Here is a 24634-nt window from a genome sequence, read left to right on the forward strand (position 1 = left end):
ACTAACGGTCGTTAGTTATATTTTTAGCAAACGGGGCTGCTTCTGTCAATAGTCTTTTTATTGGGCCTAACGAGGGCCGGGGCTTTTTAGTTCATGCTTTAGTTCCCGAGACTTATCATGTAGAATATGGGTTGACCAGCATCGTACATACAAAAGAGAGATGAAGCGATGAAGCAAGGGGTAGAAGGATATGAGAAAGGGAATACAGGCCGTACTGATTACCGCGTTATTATTCGCGTTTTATTATTTTGGCATCGATTATTTCGGCAAGACGACAGGAACTATCATCGGGATATTTTCGACCCTGACCGTCGTCTCGATCGGGTTCATGATTTTCATGGAGAACCGGCATCCGACCAGTACAATGGCCTGGATTCTACTGCTTGCACTAGTACCGATCGTAGGGCTAGTTTTTTATTTTCTGTTCGGACAGAACTATTTTAAACGCAGAAAATATGACAAGAAGGCGCAAAAGGACGGCTTGGCCTATACCAGCGAAGTGCTTCGGCGCAGCAACCAAGATATCTCCCGTTTTAAAAGGGAACACCAGCAGCTCCTGCAGCTGTCCACCCGCCTCGGGCGTGCGCCGGTTTCGTTCTCTTCGGATACCAAGGTGCTCACGAACGGAGAGGAGACGTTCGCGGCACTGCTTCGCGAGCTGGAGCTGGCCAAGCATCATATTCATATGGAATATTACATTTATCGTCCTGACGACATCGGGACCCAAATTCGGGACATTCTGGTGCGAAAGGCCAGGGAAGGGGTTGCTGTCCGGTTCATGGTCGATGCGGTAGGCAGCCTGCAGCTGCCGCCCGCTTTCCTGGAGGAGATGAAAGCTGCGGGGATTAAGGTAGCCGTATTCGGCAGCCCGAAGGCGATATTCTTCACGAGCCGGGTCAATTACCGCAATCACCGGAAGATCGTTGTCATCGACGGTACCGTCGGCTTCATCGGCGGCTTGAATGTCGGGGACGAGTATTTGAGCCGCAGCAAGGTTTTCGGGTTTTGGCGGGACACGCATATGCTGGTCCGGGGCGAGGCCGTCAGGACACTGCAAATTGTGTTCCTGCAGGACTGGGAATATATGACCGGAGAGCAGCCTACAGACCAGGTGTATTTCTCCCCGGATCTCGTCGATCACTCCTCCGGAGCCGTGCAGATTATTGCCAGCGGACCGGATAATGAGCGCCGGGCGCTCAAGCATATCTTCTTCTCCATGATCGCATCGGCACGTCGTTCCGTATGGCTTGCGACGCCTTATTTTATCCCGGACGAAGATATTTTGACGGCGCTGAGGGTCGCGGCTTTGTCCGGCCTTGACGTCCGGATCCTGTTTCCGTCGAAACCGGACAAGTGGCTGCCGTTTCTGGCCTCGCATTCCTATTTCCCGGCTTTGCTGGATGCGGGGGTGCGGGTATTCGAATACGAGAAGGGCTTTATGCATTCCAAGCTGCTCATTGTGGATGGAGAGGTTGCCACAATCGGAACGGCGAATATGGACATGCGCAGCTTTCACCTGAATTTTGAAGTGAACGCGCTTCTCGTGCATACGGACAGCGTCAATCAGCTGGTAGCCGATTTTGAGCAGGATCTGGAGCACGCGGTGCTGTATGACCGAAGCCGCACGAGGAAGAAGCGCATCATGACCCGGCTGCTCGAATCCGCGGCGCGGCTGATGTCGCCGCTGCTGTAGCGTTGCTCGGGTGCAAGGGAATATTTGGGCTGATGTGTAACAGCCGTTTAAGAGAAATATATGGATAACATGGGCGGAGCCCGTTATTACGTGAAGATTCGCGAATAAGCCGGACAGATGCGGCGCACGATGGACAGGCATTTCGTCCGGTCCGGATTTATCGGTCTGGCTGAGCACCCATCGGTTCGACAAGCCTACAGCCGCCATAATATCGATCACAAAAATTTTTAAACAGGAGGTGCTATGGAAATGAATGCATGGAAAAAAATAAGGGCCGGAACGATGGAGCCTGCCGCAATTTGTAATCGGTCAGACGGCTTGGAGTCATCCGGCGGCCGGCTGCTTCCGGATGTCCCCACCGGCGAGCGGAAGATTGAGCATGTGCGGCTGTGCCTGGAGGAAGAGGTCGGCTCCGTCGGCATTACTTCAGGCTTTGAGCGCTACCGCTTCCGGCATTGCGCACTGCCTGAGGTGAACTTCGAGGACATCAGCCTAGACACCTCCTTTCTCGGCATTCCAACACGGACGCCGTTTCTCATCAGCTCCATGACGGGCGGGAGCCGGACAACCGGCGAGATTAATATGCGGCTTGCCGAAGCGGCAGAGCGCAGGGGCTGGGCGCTTGGCGTCGGCTCCATCCGGGCAGCGGTGGAGAAGGAAGAGCTTGCCCCGACCTTCCGCGTAAGAGAGAGGGCGCCGAGCGTACCGATCATCGCGAACCTCGGGGCGGTTCAGCTCAATTACGGCTTCGGAACGGATGATTGCCGCCGGGCGGTCGACATTGCAGGCGCCGATATGCTGGTGCTGCATCTCAATGCCCTGCAGGAAGTGTTCCAGCCGGAAGGAAACACGCGATTTGGCGGGCTCGCCTCCAAGATGGAAGAGCTGTGCAGCAGGCTCGAGGTTCCTGTCGGGGTGAAAGAAGTCGGCTGGGGCATTGACGGGGAGACGGCCCGGATGCTGAAGGAGCTCGGTGTTGCCTTCATTGATGTGGCGGGAGCCGGCGGCACCTCCTGGAGCCAGGTCGAGAAATTCCGGGCAAGCGATCCGGTACGACGAGCCGCAGCGGAGGCCTTTGCCGACTGGGGCAATCCGACGGCGGAATGTATTGTCGAGGTGCGGGAAGCTGTTCCGGATATGCCGATGATCGGCAGCGGCGGATTAAACAGCGGCGTGGATGCCGCCAAAGCGATTGCACTGGGCGCTGATCTGGCGGGCTTTGGGCGGGGATTGCTCGGGCCGGCCGTCGATTCCGAGGAAGCGCTGGACCGGCGCCTCGCTCAGGCGGAGCTGGAGCTTCGAACCGCGATGCTGGTAATCGGGGCTGCGGATATAACGGCGTTAAGGTCAACGCCTCGCTTGATCCGCAAGCAAGGTTTGTAACGACAAGCAAGGTCTGGTCTGTACTGAAAGCTCTAACGACCGCAAAGCAAGGTCGATAACGACAGGACTGATCGCCATGCAGGAAACGTTATGGTACACGAGGGAATAGATGCGGCAATACGTGTTGAACTCTATCGGGTATCTGCTATAATTAATAAGATTGTTTTGGACCCGGGGGTTAAGGAGGCACAAGCTGCCGTAATCCTCTGAAATAAAATGCATACCAGTGATAGTAACCTGATAAGGAGTTGTCATATAAATGGCTTTAAAAGCAGGGATCGTCGGTTTGCCGAACGTCGGCAAATCCACATTGTTTAATGCGATAACGCAGGCGGGCGCCGAATCGGCGAACTACCCGTTCTGTACGATTGACCCGAACGTCGGCGTCGTTGAGGTGCCGGATGAGCGCCTTGATAAGCTGACTGAGCTGGTGCAGCCGAATAAAACCGTACCGACGGCATTCGAATTCGTCGATATCGCGGGACTGGTTCGCGGTGCGAGCAAAGGGGAGGGGCTCGGAAACAAGTTCCTGGCCCATATTCGCGAGGTCGATGCGATCGTGCACGTCGTTCGATGCTTCGAGGATGAGAATATCACCCACGTAGACGGCAAGGTCAATCCGGTCAGCGACATCCAGACCATCAACCTGGAGCTGATCCTGGCGGATCTGGACAGCGTCGAGAAGCGGATCGAGCGTACGAAGAAGAACATGAAGGGCGGCAACAAACAGTACGCCCAGGAAGTAGAGCTGCTGGAGCGTCTGAAGGAAGCCCTGTACAACGATCAGCCGGCACGCAGCGTCGAGCTGTCCGATGAGGAGAAGCTGATCGTCCGCGATCTGCATCTGCTGACGCTCAAGCCGGTGCTGTATGCGGCCAACGTAAGCGAGGATGGCGTGACTGACGCGGACAGCAATCCGTACGTTCAGCAGGTCCGCGAGTTCGCGGCTGCCGAGAATGCTGCCGTCGTTCCGATCAGCGCCAAGGTGGAAGCCGAAATCGCCGAGCTTGAAGGCGAAGACAAGGCCATGTTCCTCGAAGAGCTGGGCCTGGAGGAATCCGGCCTGAACCGCCTCATTAAAGCGGCATACAGCCTGCTCGGCCTGTACACCTACTTTACCGCAGGCGTGCAGGAGGTGCGCGCATGGACGATCCGCAAAGGCACGAAGGCCCCTCAGGCGGCCGGCGTCATCCACAGCGATTTCGAGCGCGGCTTTATCCGGGCCGAGGTCGTATCCTATGACGATCTTGTTGCCGCAGGGTCGATGAACGGCGCGAAGGAGCGCGGACAGCTCCGCCTTGAAGGGAAGGACTATGTCGTCAATGACGGCGATGTCATGCACTTCCGCTTCAACGTGTAGCATATTATGATACAAAGACCATGGCTCCATGCTTAGCTGATGCATGGGATCATGGTCTTTTTGCCAAGCGGATGTTTCATGTAGTGCAGGGAACGTTTCCTGCGTTTCCCGTGCGTATGCCCTTCTAGTCAAATAGGGCGTTTCATGCTATAATAAACAGTCGTTTACGCTTCGCATATTCGAGGGAGCGATAGGCGCTAGAATCAGGAATATTACGTAAGAGAGGTGAATTCCTTGTTAGACCGATTGCAATCCCTGGCGGACCGTTACGAGAAGCTGAGCGAGCTGCTGTGCGATCCGGATGTCGCGAATGACTCCAAGAAGCTAAGGGATTATTCCAAAGAACAATCCGATCTGCAGCCTGCTTATGAGGCTTATGTTGAATATAAAAATGTAATGGAAGAGCTTGAAGCTGCAAAAACCATGCAGGGTGAGAAGCTCGACGACGAAATGCGCGAAATGGTTAAAATGGAAATCGAGGAGCTCTCCGCCCGCCAACAGGAGCTGGAGGAGAAAATCCGGATTCTGCTGCTGCCGAAGGACCCGAACGACGACAAGAACGTTATCGTCGAGATTCGCGGCGCAGCCGGCGGAGACGAGGCGGCGCTCTTCGCGTCCGATCTGTACCGGATGTACACCCGTTATGCCGATTCCCAGGGCTGGAAGGTTGAGCTGATGGACGTGAACATGAACGACCTCGGCGGTTTCAAAGAGGTCATCTTCATGATCAACGGCCGCGGTGCTTACAGCAAAATGAAATTCGAGAGCGGCGCGCACCGGGTGCAGCGTATTCCGGCAACGGAATCCGGAGGTCGTATCCATACCTCCACTTCAACAGTGGCGGTCATGCCGGAAGCCGAGGAAGTCGATATCGAGATTTTGGATAAGGATATCCGCGTGGATACGTTCTGCTCCAGCGGTGCGGGCGGTCAGTCCGTTAACACCACGAAATCGGCGGTTCGCGTAACGCATATCCCGACCGGCATCGTGGCTACGTGTCAGGACGGCAAGTCCCAGAACTCCAACAAGGAGAAGGCGCTGCAGGTGCTTCGCGCGCGCATCTACGACATGATGCGCCAGGAAGAGGAAGCGAAGTACGCCGGCGAGCGCAAGAGCAAGGTCGGCACCGGGGATCGAAGCGAGCGGATCCGCACGTACAATTTCCCGCAAAGCCGGGTGACCGACCATCGGATCGGGCTTACCGTGCATAAGCTGGATCAGGTGATGAACGGCGAAATCGAGGAGATCATTTCCGCCCTGACCATCGCAGAGCAAGCGGAAATGATGGATAAAGGAGTATAACGCTTTGGAGCGAAACGAATTTACATTGACGCCGGAGCGCAGCATACGGGAAGCCTTTCTGGAGGCTTCTTCTTTTTTAGACGGGCTCGGGATCATGGAGCCGCAGCGAAATGCACAGCTGCTGCTGGAGCATGTGCTGGGACTGACCGGCACGGCGTATTACGTGGCCCTCGGCGACGCCTTTCCCGAGGAACGGCGCAGCGACTTCGAGGCCGTCATCAACCGGAAGGCCGAGGGCGTCCCGGCGCAATACATCATCGGGGAGCAGGAGTTCTACGGGCGACCGTTCGAGGTGACGCCGGCCGTTCTGATACCGCGTCCCGAAACGGAGCTGCTCGTTGAGGCCGTGCTGAAGTATGGAAACCAGCTAACGCTGCAGCCTGGTGAAAAGCTGACCGCCGTCGACATCGGCACCGGCAGCGGCGCCATCGCCGTAACGCTGGCACTGGAGGCGAAAGGGCTGCGCATGCTGGCGAGCGACATTTCGCCGCAGGCGCTGGACGTTGCACGGCGTAATGCGGCCCGGCTCGGGGCCGGCGTGGAGTTCAGGCAGGGCAATCTGCTCGAGCCGTTCGCCGGCTTGGGACCTGATATGATTGTCTCCAATCCGCCGTACATCCCGGCCAGCAACATTGCCGGCCTTCAGCCCGAGGTGAGGGATCATGAGCCGCGAACCGCACTGGACGGCGGGCCGGACGGCCTCTATCCGTACCGCGTAATGATGGATCAGCTCCCGCTGCTAGCCGCACCGCCGAGACTGATCGCCTTCGAGCTGGGCATGGGCCAGGCGCAGGACGTGGCGGATTTGCTGCGGGCCGCCGGACATTGGGACGAGATCATAACGATCCCGGATTTGGCGGGAATCGACAGGCATGTTTTGGGAATTGCCCGTTAAATTGTGTTCGGAGGGAAATTCTTTTACAATATATGATGATCATGGGTTTACTTGCGGAAATCCGCCGCTTCCCGTGCAGGCTTCTCATGCTCATGATCCGTTCGTGCTCATAAGGTTCGTATTCTGTCTTATCGTCCGCCCGCATCCTTGAAAGGCTGTTGGGGCGATGGCTAATGCGCCAGGTATGGGCCGGGAGAGCCCAAACTTTTTATCCGGGCAGATCGTTATATGGCCGGTAAGGCACATCGGAGCGGTTTCGCTCCGGCACAGGGGGATCAAAGGCATGCTTCAGAAATTTAAAAAGATAGACTTTGTTGTCGTAACCGTCCTTGTCATGCTGATGATCATCAGCGTTACTTCCTTATACAGCGTAACCATCGGATCGGCTGATTGGGACGGGTACCATATTAAGATGCTCATCTTCTACATTGCGGGCTTTATCGCTTTCTTCGGTATGAGCCTGTTGGATTACCGCGTTCTCATTAAACACGCAACGTACATTTATATCGGCGGCCTACTGCTGCTTGTGTACGTTATGTTTTTCGGGGCAACGCTTAACGGCTCGAAGGGTTGGATCAATCTGGGATTTACGAGCCTGCAGCCCGCGGAAATGTTTAAGTTGGTGCTGATCATCTTCCTGACCTTTATATTGGTGAAGAAAAATAAATCGCAGCTTTCCTTTATCCGCGATGTCATTCCGGTCGGCTTCCTGGCGTTTATTCCCTTCGTGCTCGTCATGGGCATCAACGACTTGGGGAATGCGCTCAGCTACGTCATCATTTTGATGGGGCTGCTGTGGATTGGTAATGTCAAATTATCGCATGCGCTGATCGGTCTGGTGCTCGTTGCCGGCACTGCTTTCGGCGGAATCCAGGCTTACATTCATTACCATGACGAAATTACGGCCTTCATGAAGGAAGGGAGCCGCTCGCACTGGCTCGACCGGATCGACCCATGGCTGATGCCCGAGACGACGGACAACGCCGGGGCCGGCTATCACACCCACAATGCCAAGCTGGCGATCGCTTCCGGCGGCATGACCGGGGAAGGCTTTATGCAGGGGACCTCGGTGCAATCGGGACGGGTACCGTATACCTATTCCGACTCCATCTTCGTGCAGATTGCGGAAGAATACGGGTTTATCGGCTCTTCCGTGCTGCTCCTGCTCTATTTCATTCTGATCCATCGGATGATTCTAATATCGCTGGAGTCGCGTGAACGTGCCGGTCCGTTTCTCATCATAGGGATCGTGTCCATGTTCTTATACCAAATCTTTGAGAATATCGGGATGTTTATCGGCCTCATGCCGCTGACAGGGATTACATTGCCGTTTATCAGTTACGGGGGAACATCGCTCGTAATCAGCATGGCGAGCCTCGGGGTTGCCATGAGCGTGAAGCTGCACGGCCGGGAGATCGACGAGGATATGCCGGATCCCCATGCGCACCGGTCGACGGTGGCGAAACAGGCGTAAGCCCTGTTCATTGTGCAGTGGTGCGAAACGGATTGTCCGAAATGGCCTATCTTGAAGCAGAAGAAGCTGAAATGTGCAAATACATTTATGAAGAGATGTTGTCCTCCGAGGGTAGCATCTCTTTTTTGTTATGGCTGAAACCTCGGTCCGGACAGACCCATGGCAGGGCAGTAACCAATTGGAGTGACGACAGGAGATGCGGTTTGAAGACCCTACCACCCGAGGCGATTCTATTATCTTTTAAAATAAATTGCTAGATTCACGTTTAGATCTTCGGAGGCCGGACATACTGATAGCATCATAGATTATCGGTTGATAGAGAGGCGGTTGTCCAAGATGAACCATTATAGCGAAACCCTCCGTATTATCGTGAAAAAAATGATTTTGCTCTTATCCTGTATGTTTATGGTCATTACCGTGTGGGAAGGCCAGCGTATTGATGCTTCCGTTGTGGGGGGACCGATTCCTCAGGAATCGATCCGGCTGCGCATCTTGGCCAATTCCGACAGCCCCTCCGATCAGCTCGTGAAGCGGGAAATCCGCGATGCGGTCGTGGAGCAGATGCAGCTGTGGGTCCAGGAACTCGACAACCCGCAGAGCCTGGAGGAAGCCAAGGTGCTGACGACCCGGCATCTGCCGGAAATTCGGCAGCTGGTCGGCGAGGAGCTGAGAAAACGGGGAATCACCTACAGCTACAATGTGGAACTCGGAGTCGTACCATTTCCAACGAAGCTGTACGGCGGCACGGTCTATCCGGCAGGCGATTATGATGCGGTGCGCATCACGCTTGGCGAGGGACAGGGACAGAACTGGTGGTGCGTGTTGTTCCCGCCGCTGTGCTTCATCGACGGGGGCAGCGGAGATGCGGCGGCACAGCCGGCGGATGCCGGAGTCCAGACCGTCTCGGCGCAAGCGGGTAATAGTCAGCCGGATGAGCCAGTCAATGCGGGCGATTCCGAGCCCGAAGTTCGGTTTTTCTTATGGGATATGTTCATCGGCATTTGGAATTGGGTAGCAGGATTATTTGGATAATCTAGCGGATGTATCGCAATGATATTAGGTAAGAGCGATAGAAGGACATGCAGGCGATCGATTTTCAATCCGAGGCGAGTGTGATACACTTTTATATAGAAGAGTGCTTTCTCTTTAGAACGGCCGGCTGCCCGGGTGGTGACCCGGGACCCGGACTAAAGAATCGAAGCGCTTTTTTTAAATATCGGAGCGTGTAAGCTTCTGGGGGATCTGCTGCTTGATATTGCGCCAAACTGCTGCGGTATGCGTCTGTCTTCTTGAAGGACTTCGATAGACGTGACGATATTTTTATATTCGGGATGAATGCTTCGTTGCGGATCGATCGATGCGTGCGAAGTCTTCAATACCGGCAGGCAAGGCAATGGAAACGGAAGCCGTTGGACAAGCTTGTAAAGCCGTTCCCGGATGGGCTTCAACAAAGCGCGTGCATGATGGTTAATATATTTCATAAACAGAAAGCTTGGGATAGGAAATGGAACATACTGCAAGCGGCCGCGAGGACAGCCGCCAAATGGAACATCACGGAGAGCATGTCGATGCGCAGTCCCGACCGACGAAGGTGTGGCGTATCGACAGTGAATCGATGGAATCCGGAAGCCGCACCCCGGAGGAGGAGCAGGCCTTGCATGAAGCGGGCCGTGTGCTGGCAGGCGGGGGGCTTGTCGCCTTCCCGACGGAAACGGTTTACGGGCTAGGCGCCGATGCGGGCAGCACGGAGGCGGTTGAGCGCATATTTGCGGCGAAGGGAAGGCCGTCGGACAACCCGCTGATCGTGCATATTTCGGATTTGTCTCAGCTGGATGACCTGGCGCTTCGGATAAACGATACCGAGCGTGCCCTGATGAAGGCGTTCTGGCCGGGACCGCTGTCGCTGGTGCTGCCTGTGAAGCCGGGTGCCGTGTCGCCCCGGGTGACGGCAGGGCTGGACACGGTCGCGGTTCGCATGCCCGACCACCCCGCTGCGCTCGCCCTGATCCGCGCAGCCGGATGCCCGCTGGCCGCGCCGAGCGCGAACCGCTCCGGCCGGCCGAGCCCTACGCTCGCGGGCCATGTGCTGGAGGATTTGGCCGGCGCGATCGACGGCGTGCTTGACGGCGGCCCTGCCGGGGTCGGCGTCGAGTCGACGGTTGTGCAAGCCGGCGAGGACGGTGCCGTGACGGTGCTCCGCCCGGGCGGCGTCACGGCCGAGCAGCTTGCCGCGGTAGCGGCAAGCGTGCGCCTCGACCCGGCGCTAACAAGCGCCGCCGGGGAGGCGGAGAGCCCGGCGCCCCGCTCGCCGGGCATGAAGTACACGCACTACGCGCCGAAGGGCGCGATGTGCGTGGTGCAGGGCCGCGACGCCGACGCGGTAGCGGCCCGCATCGCGGCCGAGCTTGAGGCCGCCGCCCGCCGCGGCGAGGTGACCGGTGTGCTGTCGTTCGACGAGCACATCGGTCGCTACCGCGCGGACGTGGCCGTGCCGCTCGGCCGCCAGGCCGCGCCGGAGGAAGCGGCCCGCCGGCTGTACGCCGGCCTGCGCCGGTTCGACGAGGCCGGCGCCACCTTCATTCTGGCGGAAGCCTGTCCTGAAGAGGGCCTCGGCGCCGCGGTGATGAACCGGCTGCTGAAGGCGGCGGGGCATCGTGTGATCGACGTGGATCATTAACCGCAGCCTTTTTTTGATGGCCGATTAGGCATCATTTATCCCTTGTCCGCATAAGGTGTACAAGACCATGGGACTTGGGGGAATGGGCATGTTGGAGGCGTCTGTCCAATCGGGACAGCTTGCGGCGATTCTGCTCATGGCGGTTGCACTTGGGCTAGATGCATTTTCGCTTGGCATCGGAGTCGGTTTGCGAGGCGGGCTGCGCTATCGTCATATGCTGGGCATGAGCTTTCTGATCGGCCTGTTTCATATGCTGATGCCCCTGCTGGGGCTGTCTGCCGGCCGTTATGTCGGATTATTGCTGGGACAGGTTACCGGGCTTGCCGCCGGCGGGCTGCTGGTCCTGCTCGGGGGCCATATGATTCACAACGCCTTTCGCGGGGGCGAGGGCAGGCTCGTCCATCCGTCCGCGCTGCTGGGCATGCTGTTGTTCTCGCTTAGCGTCAGCATTGATTCGTTCTCGGTCGGATTGTCGCTTGGCATGTTCGTGCATGATGTGACGCTGATCGTTGTAACCTTCGGCGTTGTCGGCGGCTTGATGTCGATTCTCGGTTTGATGCTGGGCCGTCAGGTCAGCAGCAAGCTGGGCGAGTACGGCGAGATGCTCGGAGGACTTATTCTGGTTGTGTTCGGCGTGATGTTTATTGTTTAATACGGACGGCCGTTAAGGCGAATCGGATATGGAATATGGGATGGATGCAGGGGCTTGTTGATCGGAAGGCTCGCAACCTTATAAGGAATCATTTTCCGAGTAATACCGAATTGGCGAAATTTGTGATGGGATTTGATACAATATCCGTATGGACCTAATACTGACGGGAGGAGCCTTAAGACTGTGAAAAAAATACTGTTTGTCTGCACCGGAAATACCTGCCGCAGTCCGATGGCCGAGGGGATGCTGCGCAAGCTGGCCAAGCAGCGGGGCATTCCGGTGGAGGTGCGATCCGCCGGCGTATCGGCGATAGAAGGCATGCCGGTATCCCATCATGCGGAATCCGTGCTTCGGGATCAGGATATCCGGGACGAGCTCGTATCCAAGCCGCTCACCTCGGAGCTCGTGGAATGGGCCGATCTTGTCCTGACCCTGACCCAATCGCATAAGCAATATGCCATTCGGCAGTTTCCTCACGCTGCTGACAAAATGCATACATTAAAGGAATATGTTGAGGATGACAGCAAGGTACTGTCGGATCTGCAGGAGCAGGACAGTCTATACGCATCGATTGAGCTGGCCCGATCCCTCGGTCAAGAAGTCAGCGACAGGGACCGTGAACGGCTGATCGAGCTTCGCCAGCGCATTCCGAGCTTTGATATCTCGGATCCGTTCGGCGGCACGAAGGAAGAGTATGAAGCGACCGCAGCCGAGATTCGGACGGCATTGTTTCGTTTGTTGGACAAGCTGAATGCGGGCGGTTTGGCATAATCGCTTTGCGGGGAATTCGCCAAGCACCTGCGGGAGAACAGCAGATGACCTGAGCATCGGGACACATAGGAAGGTAAGGCGCGGCAGGCAGGCGATGCAAAAAAAGCCGCTTGCCTTTCCTCGGCGATTGATTTAAGATGTAGGGGAAACAACAATAGATCCGGTGTAACTGGCGACGAAGTGGATGAAACCACGGTGGAGCACCGGAGTATACGGCCGGTCGCCTGGGCAAAGAGCATTGGAGCACTACGTGTGCGCCGACTGCTCTTTTTTCGTCTTTTGCGGGATATTTGGGTTATAATGAAACAAGCTAATCACGCGAAAGCGAACATATGAGGGGGTTTCATCGATGAAAATTGCACTAGGCACGGATCATGCGGGCATTCGCCTGAAAGAGGAAATCATGGAGGTTATTCGCGGCCTTGGACATGAGGTGGAGGATCTCGGCTGCGGCTGCTCCGATTCCGTCGACTATCCGGACTATGCGCTGCCGGTATGCGAGAAGGTCGTGTCCGGCGAAGCCGATCGCGGCATTCTGATCTGCGGGACCGGCATCGGCATGAGCATTGCGGCGAACAAGGTGCCGGGAATCCGGTGCGCCTTGACGCATGATGTGTTCTCGGCCAAAGCAACGCGCGAGCATAACGACAGCAATGTGATCGCGCTCGGCGAACGCGTAGTCGGCCCCGGCCTTGCCGCGGAAATCGTCCATGCTTGGCTGACAACCGAGTTTAGCCACGGCGAGCGTCATGTCGGCCGCGTCAACAAGATCAAGGCGATCGAGGAACGCTACCTCAAGAACGGATAGGACGTTTCTCTCCGGAAAGGCGCTGGACTTAGGGCATGAAGCGACGTTGAGACTATTAAGGGAGGACTGTGGCATGAGCGATGCTTCCAACATTTCCTTAAACGAGCAGACCGCCCGCATCGTCCGCGAGCTTGCCGAGACGGCGAAGCTTGGACCGGGCAAGGTGCTGGTCGTCGGCGTGAGCACGAGCGAGGTTGCAGGCAAGCGGATCGGAACAGGCGGCGCGCTGGAGACGGCGCAGCAGCTGCTTCAAGGCATTGCCGAGGTTCAGGCGGAGTACGGATTCTCGCTGGCCTTCCAATGCTGCGAGCATCTGAACCGAGCGCTGGTCGTCGAGCGCGAGCTGCTTGAGCGGCTTGACTTGACGGAAGTGGCGGCTGTGCCGATTCCGGGAGCCGGCGGCTCCATGGCAGCCAGCGCCTACCGCAGCATGAAGCAGCCTTGCCTGGCGGAATCCATTCAGGCGCATGCGGGCATCGACATCGGCGAGACGCTGATCGGCATGCATCTTCGCAGCGTCGCGGTTCCTTTTAGGCCGAGCGAACGGTACATCGGGGAGGCGCGGGTTACGGCCGCATATACCCGGCCCAAGCTGATCGGCGGAGAGCGGGCCGTTTATCGTCAGGTGCCGGATGCGGATTCCGGATCATGCAATTGATTCGTTTGGAATGAGGCTCGACATCTGGTTTGCTTGTTTGTAGGACTAACGAAGAGGGAAATGCCGGCAGGAGAGTGAAATGATTTCGACTCCATGATCGTGTGTGCCTTTGTTAACGATTCTGCCTTGGATCCCATTCCAAGGATGAAGAAAATCCGGGAGCAGCAGCGATTGTGAAAAAAATTCACGCACTTGCCCCGCATCCCTGCTCGATCGTTGGCCTTATGTAATATGGAAACAAAATATTTTAAGCAAGATTTTGGATCATAGGAGGATATAAATAATGATGGAACATTTGCGTAAGAACGATCCTGCTGTACTTGAGGCGATGGAGCTGGAGCTGAAGCGCCAGCGCAGCAATATCGAGCTGATTGCATCGGAGAACATTGTCAGCGAAGCGGTCATGGAAGCGATGGGCACCGTCCTCACCAATAAATATGCGGAAGGCTACCCTGGCAAACGCTACTACGGCGGATGCGAGCGTGTGGACATCGTCGAGGATATCGCACGCGACCGGGCGAAGGAATTGTTTGGCGCCGATCATGCCAACGTGCAGCCGCACTCCGGCGCGCAGGCGAATATGGCGGTGTATCTCGCAGCGCTCAAGCCCGGCGATACCGTTCTTGGCATGAACCTTGCCCATGGCGGTCACCTGACGCACGGAAGCCCGGTCAATGCCTCCGGCCTGCTGTACAATTTCGTCGCTTATGGCGTTCAAGAAGACACGTTCCTCATTGATTATGATGAAGTCCGCAAAGCGGCGTTCAAGCATCGCCCTCGTCTGATCGTTGCCGGTGCCAGCGCCTATCCGCGCATCATTGATTTCGAGAAGCTGGCCGCGATCGCGAACGATGTCGGCGCGCTGTTTATGGTCGACATGGCTCATATCGCAGGACTTGTTGCGGCTGGTCTTCACCCGAATCCGGTTCCGTACGCGCATTTCGTTACCACAACGACGCATAAGACGCTCCGCGGACCGCGCGGCGGCATGATCCTGTGCAAAAAGGCTTGGGCGCAAGCGATTGACAAGGCAGTATTCCCGGGATCGCAGGGCGGACCGCTGATGCATGTCATCGCATCGAAGGCTGTTGCTCTCGGCGAAGCGCTGGATCCGTCCTTCAAGACCTATGCTCAAAATGTCGTGAACAATGCGAAGGTGCTGGCCGACACGCTGATTGAGGAAGGCCTGAACATCGTTTCCGGCGGAACGGATAACCATCTGATGCTGGTGGATACGCGCAATCTGGACATCACCGGCAAGGATGCGGAGAAGGTACTGGATTCGATCGGCATCACCGTCAATAAAAATGCGATTCCGTTCGACCCGACCAGCCCGTTCGTTACCAGCGGCATTCGGATTGGTACGCCGGCGGTTACGTCGCGCGGCATGGATGAGAAGGCCATGGTCACCATCGCGAAGATCATTGCGATGACGCTGAAGGCGCCGAAGGATGAGGCGACGCTCGAGAAAGCAGGCCGTATGGTTGCCGAGCTGACGGAGCAGTATCCGCTGTATCCGGACCTCAAGTACTAATCAGGATCGACGAGGTGGGTATTCCTCAGGTTTATTGAACCTGCAGGAATACCCTTTTTTTGCACATGGAGGGTTTGCGGCTGCTGGAGCAGGTCGTTGGATTCCATGGAGGGAGCATCTTTGTTGGAAATAATGGGAATCGTATATAGCGTGGGTGGCGAGGAGCTTTAACACGCCCTTCGAGTCGAAAGAAACATGACCTATGCGGGTGTCAAATGGCCGGAGGGAATGATATAATAGACAGGATTTATGGAGCTTACCATATTATACGCCCATATTGAAAACATATTTGTATCCAACCGGAGGGACCTGACATGGGAAAATTGGTGATTTGTGATCACCCGTTGATTCAACACAAACTAACATTTATTCGCGATATGCGGACTAACACAAAAGATTTTCGCGAGCTAGTAGATGAGGTCGCGACATTAATGGCTTATGAAATCACGCGGGAGGTACCGCTTGAAACGATTTCCGTCCAAACCCCGGTCGCCGAAACCGAAGGTAAGGTCATCTCGGGCCGCATGCTCGGGCTGGTGCCGATTCTGCGTGCCGGTTTAGGCATGCTGGACGGGGTGGTGAAGCTTCTGCCGGCAGCAAAGGTCGGGCACGTCGGCTTGTTCCGGGATCCGGAGACGCTGCAGCCTGTGGAGTACTACACGAAGCTGCCGACCGACGTGACCGAGAGGGAATTGATCGTGATCGACCCGATGCTCGCCACGGGAGGCTCCGCGATTGCCGCGATCGATGTCTTGAAGAAGCGGGGCTGCACCCAGATTAAAATGATGAATCTCGTAGCCGCACCGGAAGGCGTTAAGGCGGTTCAGGAAGCGCACCCGGATGTGGATATTTATGTTGCGGCATTGGACGAGGGGCTTAACGACCATGGTTACATCGTACCTGGACTGGGCGATGCGGGAGACCGGCTCTACGGGACGAAATAATAGAATCCGCTGACTGTCCGCTAACCGGCTTGCCTGACCAGGGTGCCGGCGGGATCGGAAGCAAGGATGATAAGGAGAGGTAATATCAGCCATGTCTAAAGTGAAAGTGATGACCATATTCGGGGTGCGCCCTGAAGCGATCAAGATGGCGCCGCTCATTTTGGAGCTGCAGCGTCACCCAGAGCATATCGAATCCGTGGTGTGCGTTACGGCACAGCACCGGCAGATGCTCGATCAGGTGCTCGAGGTGTTCAAGATTGTTCCGGACTATGACCTGGATGTCATGAAGGAGCGCCAGACATTAAATGAAATCACCGTTCGCGTTCTGGAAGGCCTTGAACCGGTGCTGCGCGAGGCTAAGCCGGATATCGTGCTCGTGCACGGCGACACGCTGACGACGTTCCTGGCGAGCTATGCGGCCTTCCTGCAGCAGATCCAGGTCGGCCACGTCGAAGCCGGCCTTCGGACATGGAACAAGCTGTCTCCGTATCCGGAGGAGATGAACCGGCAGCTGACCGGCGTGTTGGCGGATGTCCATTTCGCGCCGACCGAATGGTCCGCGGACAATCTCCGCAGAGAGAACAAGCCGGAGTCGCGCATTTACGTAACCGGCAATACGGCTACGGACGTGTTCCAATACACGGTACGGGACGATTATACGCATCCGGTGCTGGACTGGGCCGAAGGCAAGCGTCTGATTCTGATGACGGCACACCGCCGGGAATCCCACGGGGAGCCGCATCGTCAGATTTTCGAGGCTGTGAAGCGCATTGCCAATGAGTTCGAGGATATTGCGATCGTCTATCCGGTTCATCCGAGTCCTGCGGTGAAAGAGCCGGCTCACCGGATTCTGGGCGACCATCCGCGCATCAAGCTGATTGAACCGCTGGATGTAGTGGACATGAACAATTTCTATGCGCATACGCACCTCATCATTACCGATTCCGGCGGCATGCAGGAGGAGGCGCCTTCCTTCGGCGTACCGACGCTGGTGCTCCGGGATACGACCGAGCGTCCGGAGGGCATTGAGGCCGGAACGCTGGAGCTGGTAGGAACTGAAGAAGAAAAGGTATATAGTCGGATTAAGGCTCTTCTGACGGATGACGCGCTGTATGAGAAGATGAGCAAGGCGGCCAATCCATATGGCGATGGACAAGCCTCCCAGCGGATTGTCAATGCGATTTTGCACCATTTTGGCATCCTCAAAGAACGCCCTGAAGAATTTCACAGAATGTTCACAAAGGCATAGTTTGCCGCATTCTGATTCGCAAGGGGACAGCATACAGTTGAACTGTACGGTTACCGCGGCGTTTTGCGCAGTTTAGGCAGCCCAAAACGCCCGATTTTACACGGAAAATCAAAAAATCGATTCATTGACAAAGTCTTGTCATATTCAGTAAAATGAGTTGGGATTAGAGGTTTATATGAAAAATCCGAATAGTCAAGACCACCCTTGGTTGATAGCGCTGTATATCAGCGGGGCCGGAGGATTACTGGCCGTGTATATCGTAATCGGTTTTTTGACAGGCAGGTGGCTGGCCGAATGGCTGGACGGGCCCAGATACTGGTTGGCGATTGGAACCGTTTTAGGGCTCTTTATAGGGATTTTGAATATTGCTCTTCTCATTAAAAGATTTCTGGGGGCACAAAGTGAATGATCTGACTTCCATTGTGAACGCTGTTTTTAGAGTATCATTGCTCTTATTGTCTGCCTTGTTTCTGGGATGGGCTCTTTACCCGGAATATCGCCCCGTCATCGTGGGGATGATCATGGGGATGGCGGCGGGATTGTTTAATGTTCGCTTCCTTTCCATGAAAGTGCAGCAGCTGGCACAATTGGCTGTCAATCCTGAACCGAAAAGATACAACTTCGGCTTTATCACGAGACTATGCATCGGTTTTCTGATCGTTGTCTTCGCGGCGAAGCTCGAACAGGTATCGCTCGGCGGCGCTATCGCCGGTCTGTTCATCCCCCAATTGTTGACCATTCCTGTCAGCATTGTATTCAGTTTGAGAAACAATCATTGATCAGCGCTAACTTGGAAAGGGGTGAAAATAATTCTATGCATGAATCACCGATTATTGATTTAGGTGGATTCCGTCTGGATCTATCCGCTGTCATGATGCTGCTGGTTACAGGGATCATCGTCTTTGTGCTTGTGCGTCTGGCCGTTCGGAATCTATCTGTCGAAAACCCTTCCAAACTGCAGAACTTCATGGAATGGGTAGTGGAATTTGTGCAGGGTGTCGTAGCAAGCGCTATGGATCTGAAGAAGGGGAAGGCGTACATATCGCTGGGCCTGACTCTGATTCTATTCATCTTCGTAGCGAACCTGCTCGGCTTGCCGTTCTCGATTATCACCGATTTGCCGGAAAACTTCGAAGTCTTCGGTATACCGATTGAGGCTACGATCGGTCTTGAACACGGACACTACGCCCACGTCTTGTGGTGGAAGTCTCCGACAGCGGACATTTCCGTTACGGCGGGTCTTGCGATTGTCGTGTTTGTGCTCATGAACTACCTCGGCTTGAAGCTGAACCGCAAGCATTACCTGAAGCACTATATCGAACCATTCCCGATCTTCCTGCCGCTTAACATCATTGAGAACCTGGCGAAGCCGATCGCTCTCGCAATCCGGCTGTACGCGAACATTTTCGCAGGGGAAGTTCTGATCACGGTCATTCTGAAAACCGGATTCTTCGGTATTCCGTTCATGGCCGCATGGCAAGGCTTCAGTATCTTCATCGGAGCATTGCAAGCGTTTATCTTTACAATCTTGACCATGGTGTACATTTCGCAAACAACGATTCATGAAGAGCATTGATTCACTCGGACGAATCCGCCGTGACAGCGGTGTTTTTCGAAAGAGATATATTTATAGCACTACCACTCTATTATGAACCAATTTTAAGGAGGATATTTAACAATGGAATTTTTGGCAGCAGCTATTGCAGTAGGTCTTGGCGCTCTTGGCGCAGGTTTGGGTAACGGTATGATCGTAAGCAGAACAGTTGAGTCTATCGCTCGTCAGCCGGAAGCACGCGGTCAATTGCAAACGACGATGTTTATCGGTGTTGGTATCGTCGAGGTTATTCCTTTGGCGGCTACCGTAATCGCGTTCTTGATCATGTTTTCTTAATAACAATACAACGGTTTGGCGGGGAGGGCCGATGCCATCCGCGCCTTCGTTTTGTTAGGCACCGCACTTCGTGTTGATGGAAAGGAGTGACCTCAATGAACATTCTATGGGAAAATATCGTAATCACGATCATTTCGTTTATTATTCTTTACTTTTTGCTTCAAAAATTTGCGTTCAGCAAATTGTTCGGCATCATGGAGCAGCGTCGTGAGCTGGTTATGAGCCAGATGAACGAAGCGGCACAGACCCGCCAGCAGGCGGCTGCTTACGTAGAAGAGCAGAAGAAGGCACTGGAGCAAGCGCGTCAAGACGCTCACGAAATTATCGAGCGTTCCAGACAAACGAGCAACAAGCAGGCTGAGCAAATTCTGGAGCAAGCCAAGGAAGAGGCGGTTCGTCTCAAATCCGAAGCGGTCCGGGATATCGAGAACGAGAAGAAGAAGGCTGTCGAAGAGCTCCGCAGCGAGCTGGGCAGCGTTTCCGTCAAGATTGCATCCAAGCTGATTGAACGGGAAGTCAAGAACGATAAAGCACAGGAAGAACTGGTTGACCAATACCTTAAAGAGGTAGGAGGCAGACCATGAGCCAAAATACAGTAGCAGCCAAGCGGTATGCGCGGGCGCTGTTCGACGTGGCGGCTCAGCAGCAGAAGGGTCTGGAAGTGGAAGCGGAATTGCGCGCCGTCGTATCGGCGATCGAAGGAGACGCGGACATTCAGAAGTTCATCTCCACGCCGAATATTCCGCTGTCCGTAAAAATGGACGTTTTGAATCGGGCGTTAGCAGGAAAGGTTTCGCAGCCTGTGCTGAATACCATCGAGCTGCTTCTTGAAAGAGGGCGTACGGAAATGTTCGCCGAGCTTCTGAACAGCTATGTGAAGATTCAGGGTGCCAGCCTGGGAATGGCGGATGCCACAGTCTATTCTACCTACCCGCTTAGCGATCAGGAAAAAGAACAAGTAGCCACGGAATTCGGACAGCTGGCTCAGCAGAATATCCGGGTGACCAATGTGGTAGACGAAAGCCTGCTCGGCGGCTTGAAAGTCGTAATCGGCGACAAGCTGTATGACGGAAGCCTTGCCGGCAAGCTGGAGCGTCTCGAAAAGTCTTTTAATAGACGAGCATAGTAGATAGGGGTGAAAACGTTGAGTATCAGACCTGAAGAAATTAGTACTTTAATCAAAAGTCAAATCGAAGAATACAAATCCGATATCACGGTCTCCGAAGTAGGTACGGTTATTCAAGTTAGTGACGGTATTGCTCGCGTATATGGCCTGGAGAATGCAATGTCCGGGGAGCTGCTCGAGTTCCAAAACGGCGTATCCGGTCTTGCGCTCAACCTCGAGGAGAGCAACGTCGGTGTCGTTATCCTTGGACCTTACTCCGAGATCAAGGAAGGCGATCAGGTTAAGCGTACAGGACGGATCATGGAGGTTCCTGTCGGTGAAGCGCTGCTTGGACGCGTTGTAAACCCGCTCGGCCAGCCGCTTGACGGCAAAGGACCGATTGAAGCTGCAGCATTCCGTCCGGTAGAAAGCAACGCGCCGGGCGTTATCGACCGGAAATCGGTACATGAGCCGCTTCAAACCGGTATTAAAGCGATTGACGCGATGGTACCGATCGGCCGCGGACAGCGCGAGCTGATCATCGGTGACCGTCAAACAGGTAAAACAACCGTTGCGATCGATACGATTCTGAACCAAAAAGGCAGCGGCGTTAAATGTATTTATGTTGCGATCGGTCAAAAGCAATCGACCGTTGCACAGGTTGTGGAAACGCTCCGCCGCCACGGCGCGCTGGAATACACGATTATCGTGACCGCTTCCGCATCCGAGCCTGCTCCGCTGCAGTATATCGCTCCTTATGCGGGCTGCGCGATGGGCGAATATTTCATGTTCAAAGGCGAGCATGCCCTTATTATCTATGATGACTTGTCGAAACAAGCAGCAGCTTATCGTGAGCTGTCCTTGCTTCTCCGTCGTCCTCCGGGCCGCGAGGCGTATCCGGGTGACGTATTCTATCTGCACTCCCGTTTGCTGGAGCGTGCCGCGAAGCTGAACGACGAGCTCGGAGGCGGTTCCTTGACCGCACTGCCGTTCATCGAGACGCAAGCTTCCGACGTATCCGCATATATCCCAACCAACGTGATTTCGATCACCGACGGACAGATCTTCCTGGAGTCCGACCTGTTCTATGCGGGTCAGCGTCCGGCGATCAACGTAGGTATCTCCGTATCCCGGGTTGGTAGCTCCGCACAAATTAAAGCGATGAAGAAGGTTGCGGGCGGTATGAAACTCGACCTTGCCCAATACCGTGAGCTTCAAGCGTTCTCCCAGTTCGGATCCGATCTGGACAAATCGACGCTCGCTCGTCTGAACCGCGGTTCCAAGCTGATGGAAATCCTGAAGCAAGGTGTCAACCAGCCGCTGTCCGTTGAGCAGCAGGTTGTCAGCCTGTACACCGCTGTTAAAGGATATCTGGATGACATCGAAGTAGCGGATGTCCGCCGTTTCGAGAAGGAATTCCTGGCGTTTATTGAGAGCAACAAGCCGGAAATCCTCAAGTCCATTACGGATACGAAAGACCTGACAGCAGACAACGAGAACGCGCTGAAAGCAGCGATCGATCAATTCAAGAAGGGCTTTGCCGCTTCGGTTTAAGCTTTTGGGTATGGCATAAGGAGGGGAACCGGGCGGCAAGTCCGGTATCCTCTTTCATCATATGGAATGTAACTTTGGCTAAAGCCAAAGCGAGCTGGATTAACAAGCAACTTTGGTTTCAGCCAAAGTTAAGTTTACGCTTACGAAGTTAGCTTTGGCTTCGCCGAAGCTAGGTTTATGCTTACGAAGTAACTTTGGCTCCGCCAAAGTTAAGCTTATGCTTTCGAAGTTAGCTTTGGCTTCGCCAAAGCTAGGTTTATGCTTACGAAGTAACTTTGGCTCTGCCAAAGTTTTGAGGTGGTGAAATCATGGCAAGAGGATTACGTGATATTAAACGGCAAATCAAAAGTATCCAAAACACGAAGCAGATCACCAAAGCGATGGAGATGGTTGCCGCCGCCAAGCTCAGAAGAGCCCAGGAGAAAGCAACCGCCGCACTTCCGTACTCGGATAAGCTGAAAGAAGTGGTTGGCAGCATTGCCGCCGGCACCCAAGGAATCAGCCACCCGATGCTGGAGAAACGCGAGGTGAAGAAAACCGGTTACCTCGTTATTACGTCCGACCGCGGTCTTGCCGGTGCGTCGAACTCCAACATTTTGCGTAAGGTGTCTAATTTCATTGCGGAGCGTCACCAGTCCAAGGACGAATACTGCATTTTCGTCATCGGACGCAAAGGACGCGACTACTTCCGCCGCAGAGAAATGCCGGTTGTGGAAGAGCTGACCGAATTGTCGGACAGCCCGACCTTCGGCGATATCAAAGCGATTGCGAATGCGGCTGTCGGCCAATACGAGAACGGCAAGATCGATGAGCTGTTCGTATGCTATAACCGCTTCGTTAATGCGTTGACGCAGGATCCGCAGGTCGATCAGCTTCTCCCGATGGAGAACATCGGCGGCGGCGTCTCGGTTGCGAGCTATGAATACGAGCCATCACCGGAGCGCGTGCTTGAAGTGCTTCTTCCGAAATATGCCGAAACCCTCATTTTCAGCGCGATGTTAAATGCGAAAGCAAGTGAGCTTGGCGCGAAGATGACGGCAATGGGTGCGGCTACGAAGAATGCGAGCAAGCTGATCTCGGAGCTTACCCTGACGTACAACCGTGCCCGTCAGGCAGCGATTACGCAGGAAATCTCGGAGATTGTCGCTGGTGCAAACGCGCAGCAGTAATAGCATTGATATTTTATCGGAATCTATCGATCATGAAATATGCGGTTTAAGAAGAGCACTTGCTATAGTGAGTGTGTAGGAGGGAAAATCAAACAATGAAAAAAGGACGCGTTGTCAGCATTCAAGGCGCTGTTGTTGACATTGAATTCGAGCGCGGTCATCTTCCCGAGATCTTTAACGCCATCAAAATTGAAGGCACACTGGAAGGCGGCCGTTCTATAAACCTGACTCTGGAAGTAGCTAACCATCTGGGCGACAATCTGGTACGTTGTATCGCAATGTCCTCCACAGACGGACTGGTACGCGGGATCGAAGCGGTCGACCTGGGTGCTCCGATCACGGTACCTGTTGGTGCCCCAACGCTTGGCCGTGTATTTAACGTGCTTGGCGAGCCAATCGACAATGCGGGAGACGTTGTTTCCGAGGTTAACAATCCAATTCACCGCGAAGCTCCTGCTTACGACGAGCTTTCGACGCAAGCGGAAATGCTGGAAACCGGTATTAAAGTTATCGACCTGCTGGCTCCATATCAGAAGGGCGGTAAGATCGGTCTGTTCGGTGGTGCGGGTGTAGGTAAAACGGTTGCCATCCAGGAACTGATCAATAACATCGCGCAAGAGCACGGCGGTATCTCCGTATTCGCAGGTGTTGGTGAGCGTACCCGTGAAGGTAACGACCTGTATCATGAGATGAGCGATTCCGGCGTTATCAGCAAAACCGCCATGGTATTCGGTCAGATGAACGAGCCGCCGGGCGCCCGTCTGCGCGTAGCCTTGACCGGTCTGACGATGGCAGAATATTTCCGTGATCAGGAAGGCAAGGACGTGCTTCTGTTCATCGATAACATTTTCCGCTTCACGCAAGCAGGTTCCGAAGTATCCGCCCTCCTTGGACGGATGCCGTCCGCGGTAGGTTACCAGCCAACGCTGGCAACCGAAATGGGCCGTCTGCAAGAGCGGATCACATCGACGAAGAAAGGATCGGTAACGTCCATCCAGGCGATTTACGTACCGGCGGATGACTACACCGACCCGGCTCCTGCAACAACGTTTGCTCACTTGGATGCTACGACGAACCTGGAGCGTAAAATCTCCGAGATGGGTATCTATCCGGCGGTGGATCCGCTCGCATCCAGCTCCCGGATTCTGACTCCGGAAGTCGTAGGCGAAGAGCATTACAATGTCGCTCAAGGCGTTAAGCAAATTCTTGCCCGCTACAACGAGCTTCAAGATATCATTGCCATCCTCGGTATGGATGAGCTGAGTGAGGAAGATAAAGCGATCGTTGCCCGTGCACGTCGCGTACAGCGCTTCCTGTCCCAGCCGTTCCACGTTGCGGAGCAATTCAACGGCATGCCGGGTAAATACGTGCCGGTTAAGGAAACCATTCGCAGCTTCAAAGAAATCCTGGAGGGCAAGCACGATCACCTTCCTGAAGCTGCCTTCCTGTTCGTAGGCACGATTGAAGAGGCAGTTGAAAAAGCGAAAACACTGTAAGCCGGACACCTTCGCGGGT

At 54.9% G+C, this 24634-nt stretch carries 24 protein-coding genes and 1 riboswitch; all 24 genes read left to right on the plus strand.

The window, feature by feature from the left end; all coding sequences use genetic code 11:
* Window positions 1-190 precede the first annotated feature (190 nt).
* The 24 genes from cls to atpD all read left to right on the plus strand — a co-directional run bounded on the left by cls (window position 191) and on the right by atpD (window position 24615).
* On the plus strand, window positions 191-1693 hold the full coding sequence (gene cls / locus BBD41_RS16435) for a cardiolipin synthase (protein ID WP_099478226.1): 1503 nt from the start codon (window positions 191-193) through the stop codon (window positions 1691-1693).
* A 282-nt stretch (window positions 1694-1975) separates the two neighbouring features.
* The gene (fni, locus tag BBD41_RS16440) at window positions 1976-3076 is read left to right on the plus strand and encodes a type 2 isopentenyl-diphosphate Delta-isomerase (RefSeq protein WP_418304255.1); all 1101 of its coding nucleotides are present in this window, start codon (window positions 1976-1978) and stop codon (window positions 3074-3076) included.
* A 259-nt stretch (window positions 3077-3335) separates the two neighbouring features.
* Window positions 3336-4436 carry a redox-regulated ATPase YchF gene (gene ychF, locus BBD41_RS16445; protein WP_007128796.1) on the plus strand — a complete coding sequence of 367 codons (1101 nt, stop codon included), beginning with the start codon at window positions 3336-3338 and terminating at the stop codon, window positions 4434-4436.
* 234 nt (window positions 4437-4670) lie between these two features.
* Window positions 4671-5738 carry a peptide chain release factor 1 gene (prfA, locus tag BBD41_RS16450; protein ID WP_007128795.1) on the plus strand — a complete coding sequence of 356 codons (1068 nt, stop codon included), beginning with the start codon at window positions 4671-4673 and terminating at the stop codon, window positions 5736-5738.
* Between the two features lie 4 nt (window positions 5739-5742).
* On the plus strand, window positions 5743-6633 hold the full coding sequence (prmC, locus tag BBD41_RS16455; protein WP_099478228.1) for a peptide chain release factor N(5)-glutamine methyltransferase: 891 nt from the start codon (window positions 5743-5745) through the stop codon (window positions 6631-6633).
* A gap of 283 nt (window positions 6634-6916) precedes the next feature.
* Window positions 6917-8107 (plus strand): FtsW/RodA/SpoVE family cell cycle protein, encoded by a 1191-nt coding sequence (locus BBD41_RS16460; protein WP_077568453.1) that lies wholly within the window; start codon window positions 6917-6919, stop codon window positions 8105-8107.
* A gap of 336 nt (window positions 8108-8443) precedes the next feature.
* Complete coding sequence (gene spoIIR / locus BBD41_RS16465) at window positions 8444-9139, plus strand: stage II sporulation protein R (protein ID WP_077568452.1); 696 nt, start codon at window positions 8444-8446, stop codon at window positions 9137-9139.
* A gap of 511 nt (window positions 9140-9650) precedes the next feature.
* Window positions 9651-10784: an L-threonylcarbamoyladenylate synthase gene (locus BBD41_RS16470; protein WP_418304234.1), complete on the plus strand. Its 1134-nt coding sequence runs from the start codon at window positions 9651-9653 to the stop codon at window positions 10782-10784.
* An 88-nt stretch (window positions 10785-10872) separates the two neighbouring features.
* Window positions 10873-11436: a manganese efflux pump MntP gene (locus BBD41_RS16475; RefSeq protein ID WP_099478230.1), complete on the plus strand. Its 564-nt coding sequence runs from the start codon at window positions 10873-10875 to the stop codon at window positions 11434-11436.
* 183 nt (window positions 11437-11619) lie between these two features.
* On the plus strand, window positions 11620-12207 hold the full coding sequence (locus BBD41_RS16480) for a low molecular weight protein arginine phosphatase (protein ID WP_099478231.1): 588 nt from the start codon (window positions 11620-11622) through the stop codon (window positions 12205-12207).
* Window positions 12208-12362: 155 nt separating this feature from the next.
* Window positions 12363-12444, plus strand: a riboswitch (ZMP/ZTP riboswitch).
* 112 nt (window positions 12445-12556) lie between these two features.
* Window positions 12557-13015, plus strand: a complete 459-nt coding sequence (gene rpiB / locus BBD41_RS16485) for a ribose 5-phosphate isomerase B (RefSeq protein ID WP_099478232.1) — start codon at window positions 12557-12559, stop codon at window positions 13013-13015.
* A 73-nt stretch (window positions 13016-13088) separates the two neighbouring features.
* Window positions 13089-13673: a TIGR01440 family protein gene (locus BBD41_RS16490; protein WP_099478233.1), complete on the plus strand. Its 585-nt coding sequence runs from the start codon at window positions 13089-13091 to the stop codon at window positions 13671-13673.
* 283 nt (window positions 13674-13956) lie between these two features.
* Window positions 13957-15207, plus strand: coding sequence for a serine hydroxymethyltransferase (locus tag BBD41_RS16495; RefSeq protein WP_099478234.1), 1251 nt, complete (start codon window positions 13957-13959; stop codon window positions 15205-15207).
* 314 nt (window positions 15208-15521) lie between these two features.
* A complete protein-coding gene (upp, locus tag BBD41_RS16500; protein ID WP_007128785.1) occupies window positions 15522-16151 on the plus strand; it encodes a uracil phosphoribosyltransferase in 630 nt (209 codons plus the stop codon).
* Window positions 16152-16242: 91 nt separating this feature from the next.
* Window positions 16243-17400 (plus strand): non-hydrolyzing UDP-N-acetylglucosamine 2-epimerase, encoded by a 1158-nt coding sequence (gene wecB, locus BBD41_RS16505; RefSeq protein WP_077568446.1) that lies wholly within the window; start codon window positions 16243-16245, stop codon window positions 17398-17400.
* Between the two features lie 175 nt (window positions 17401-17575).
* The gene (locus tag BBD41_RS16510; protein WP_099478235.1) at window positions 17576-17809 is read left to right on the plus strand and encodes an AtpZ/AtpI family protein; all 234 of its coding nucleotides are present in this window, start codon (window positions 17576-17578) and stop codon (window positions 17807-17809) included.
* Window positions 17802-18179 carry an ATP synthase subunit I gene (locus BBD41_RS16515; RefSeq protein ID WP_007128782.1) on the plus strand — a complete coding sequence of 126 codons (378 nt, stop codon included), beginning with the start codon at window positions 17802-17804 and terminating at the stop codon, window positions 18177-18179. The genes BBD41_RS16510 and BBD41_RS16515 overlap by 8 nt, the downstream gene beginning before the upstream one ends.
* 35 nt (window positions 18180-18214) lie before the next feature.
* Window positions 18215-18976 (plus strand): F0F1 ATP synthase subunit A, encoded by a 762-nt coding sequence (atpB, locus tag BBD41_RS16520; protein ID WP_099478236.1) that lies wholly within the window; start codon window positions 18215-18217, stop codon window positions 18974-18976.
* A gap of 102 nt (window positions 18977-19078) precedes the next feature.
* The gene (gene atpE, locus BBD41_RS16525) at window positions 19079-19291 is read left to right on the plus strand and encodes a F0F1 ATP synthase subunit C (RefSeq protein WP_007128780.1); all 213 of its coding nucleotides are present in this window, start codon (window positions 19079-19081) and stop codon (window positions 19289-19291) included.
* Window positions 19292-19386: 95 nt separating this feature from the next.
* Entirely contained in the window at window positions 19387-19875 is a 489-nt protein-coding gene (gene atpF, locus BBD41_RS16530) for a F0F1 ATP synthase subunit B (protein WP_099478237.1), read from the plus strand.
* The gene (locus BBD41_RS16535) at window positions 19872-20417 is read left to right on the plus strand and encodes a F0F1 ATP synthase subunit delta (protein ID WP_099478238.1); all 546 of its coding nucleotides are present in this window, start codon (window positions 19872-19874) and stop codon (window positions 20415-20417) included. The genes atpF and BBD41_RS16535 overlap by 4 nt, the downstream gene beginning before the upstream one ends.
* A gap of 18 nt (window positions 20418-20435) precedes the next feature.
* Window positions 20436-21950, plus strand: coding sequence for a F0F1 ATP synthase subunit alpha (gene atpA / locus BBD41_RS16540; protein ID WP_007128777.1), 1515 nt, complete (start codon window positions 20436-20438; stop codon window positions 21948-21950).
* 308 nt (window positions 21951-22258) lie between these two features.
* Window positions 22259-23119 carry an ATP synthase F1 subunit gamma gene (gene atpG, locus BBD41_RS16545; protein ID WP_007128776.1) on the plus strand — a complete coding sequence of 287 codons (861 nt, stop codon included), beginning with the start codon at window positions 22259-22261 and terminating at the stop codon, window positions 23117-23119.
* A 95-nt stretch (window positions 23120-23214) separates the two neighbouring features.
* Window positions 23215-24615 (plus strand): F0F1 ATP synthase subunit beta, encoded by a 1401-nt coding sequence (gene atpD / locus BBD41_RS16550; protein ID WP_077568441.1) that lies wholly within the window; start codon window positions 23215-23217, stop codon window positions 24613-24615.
* The last annotated feature ends 19 nt before the right edge of the window (window positions 24616-24634 follow it).

The organism is Paenibacillus ihbetae (genome assembly GCF_002741055.1).
Taxonomy (GTDB): domain Bacteria; phylum Bacillota; class Bacilli; order Paenibacillales; family Paenibacillaceae; genus Paenibacillus_AQ; species Paenibacillus_AQ ihbetae.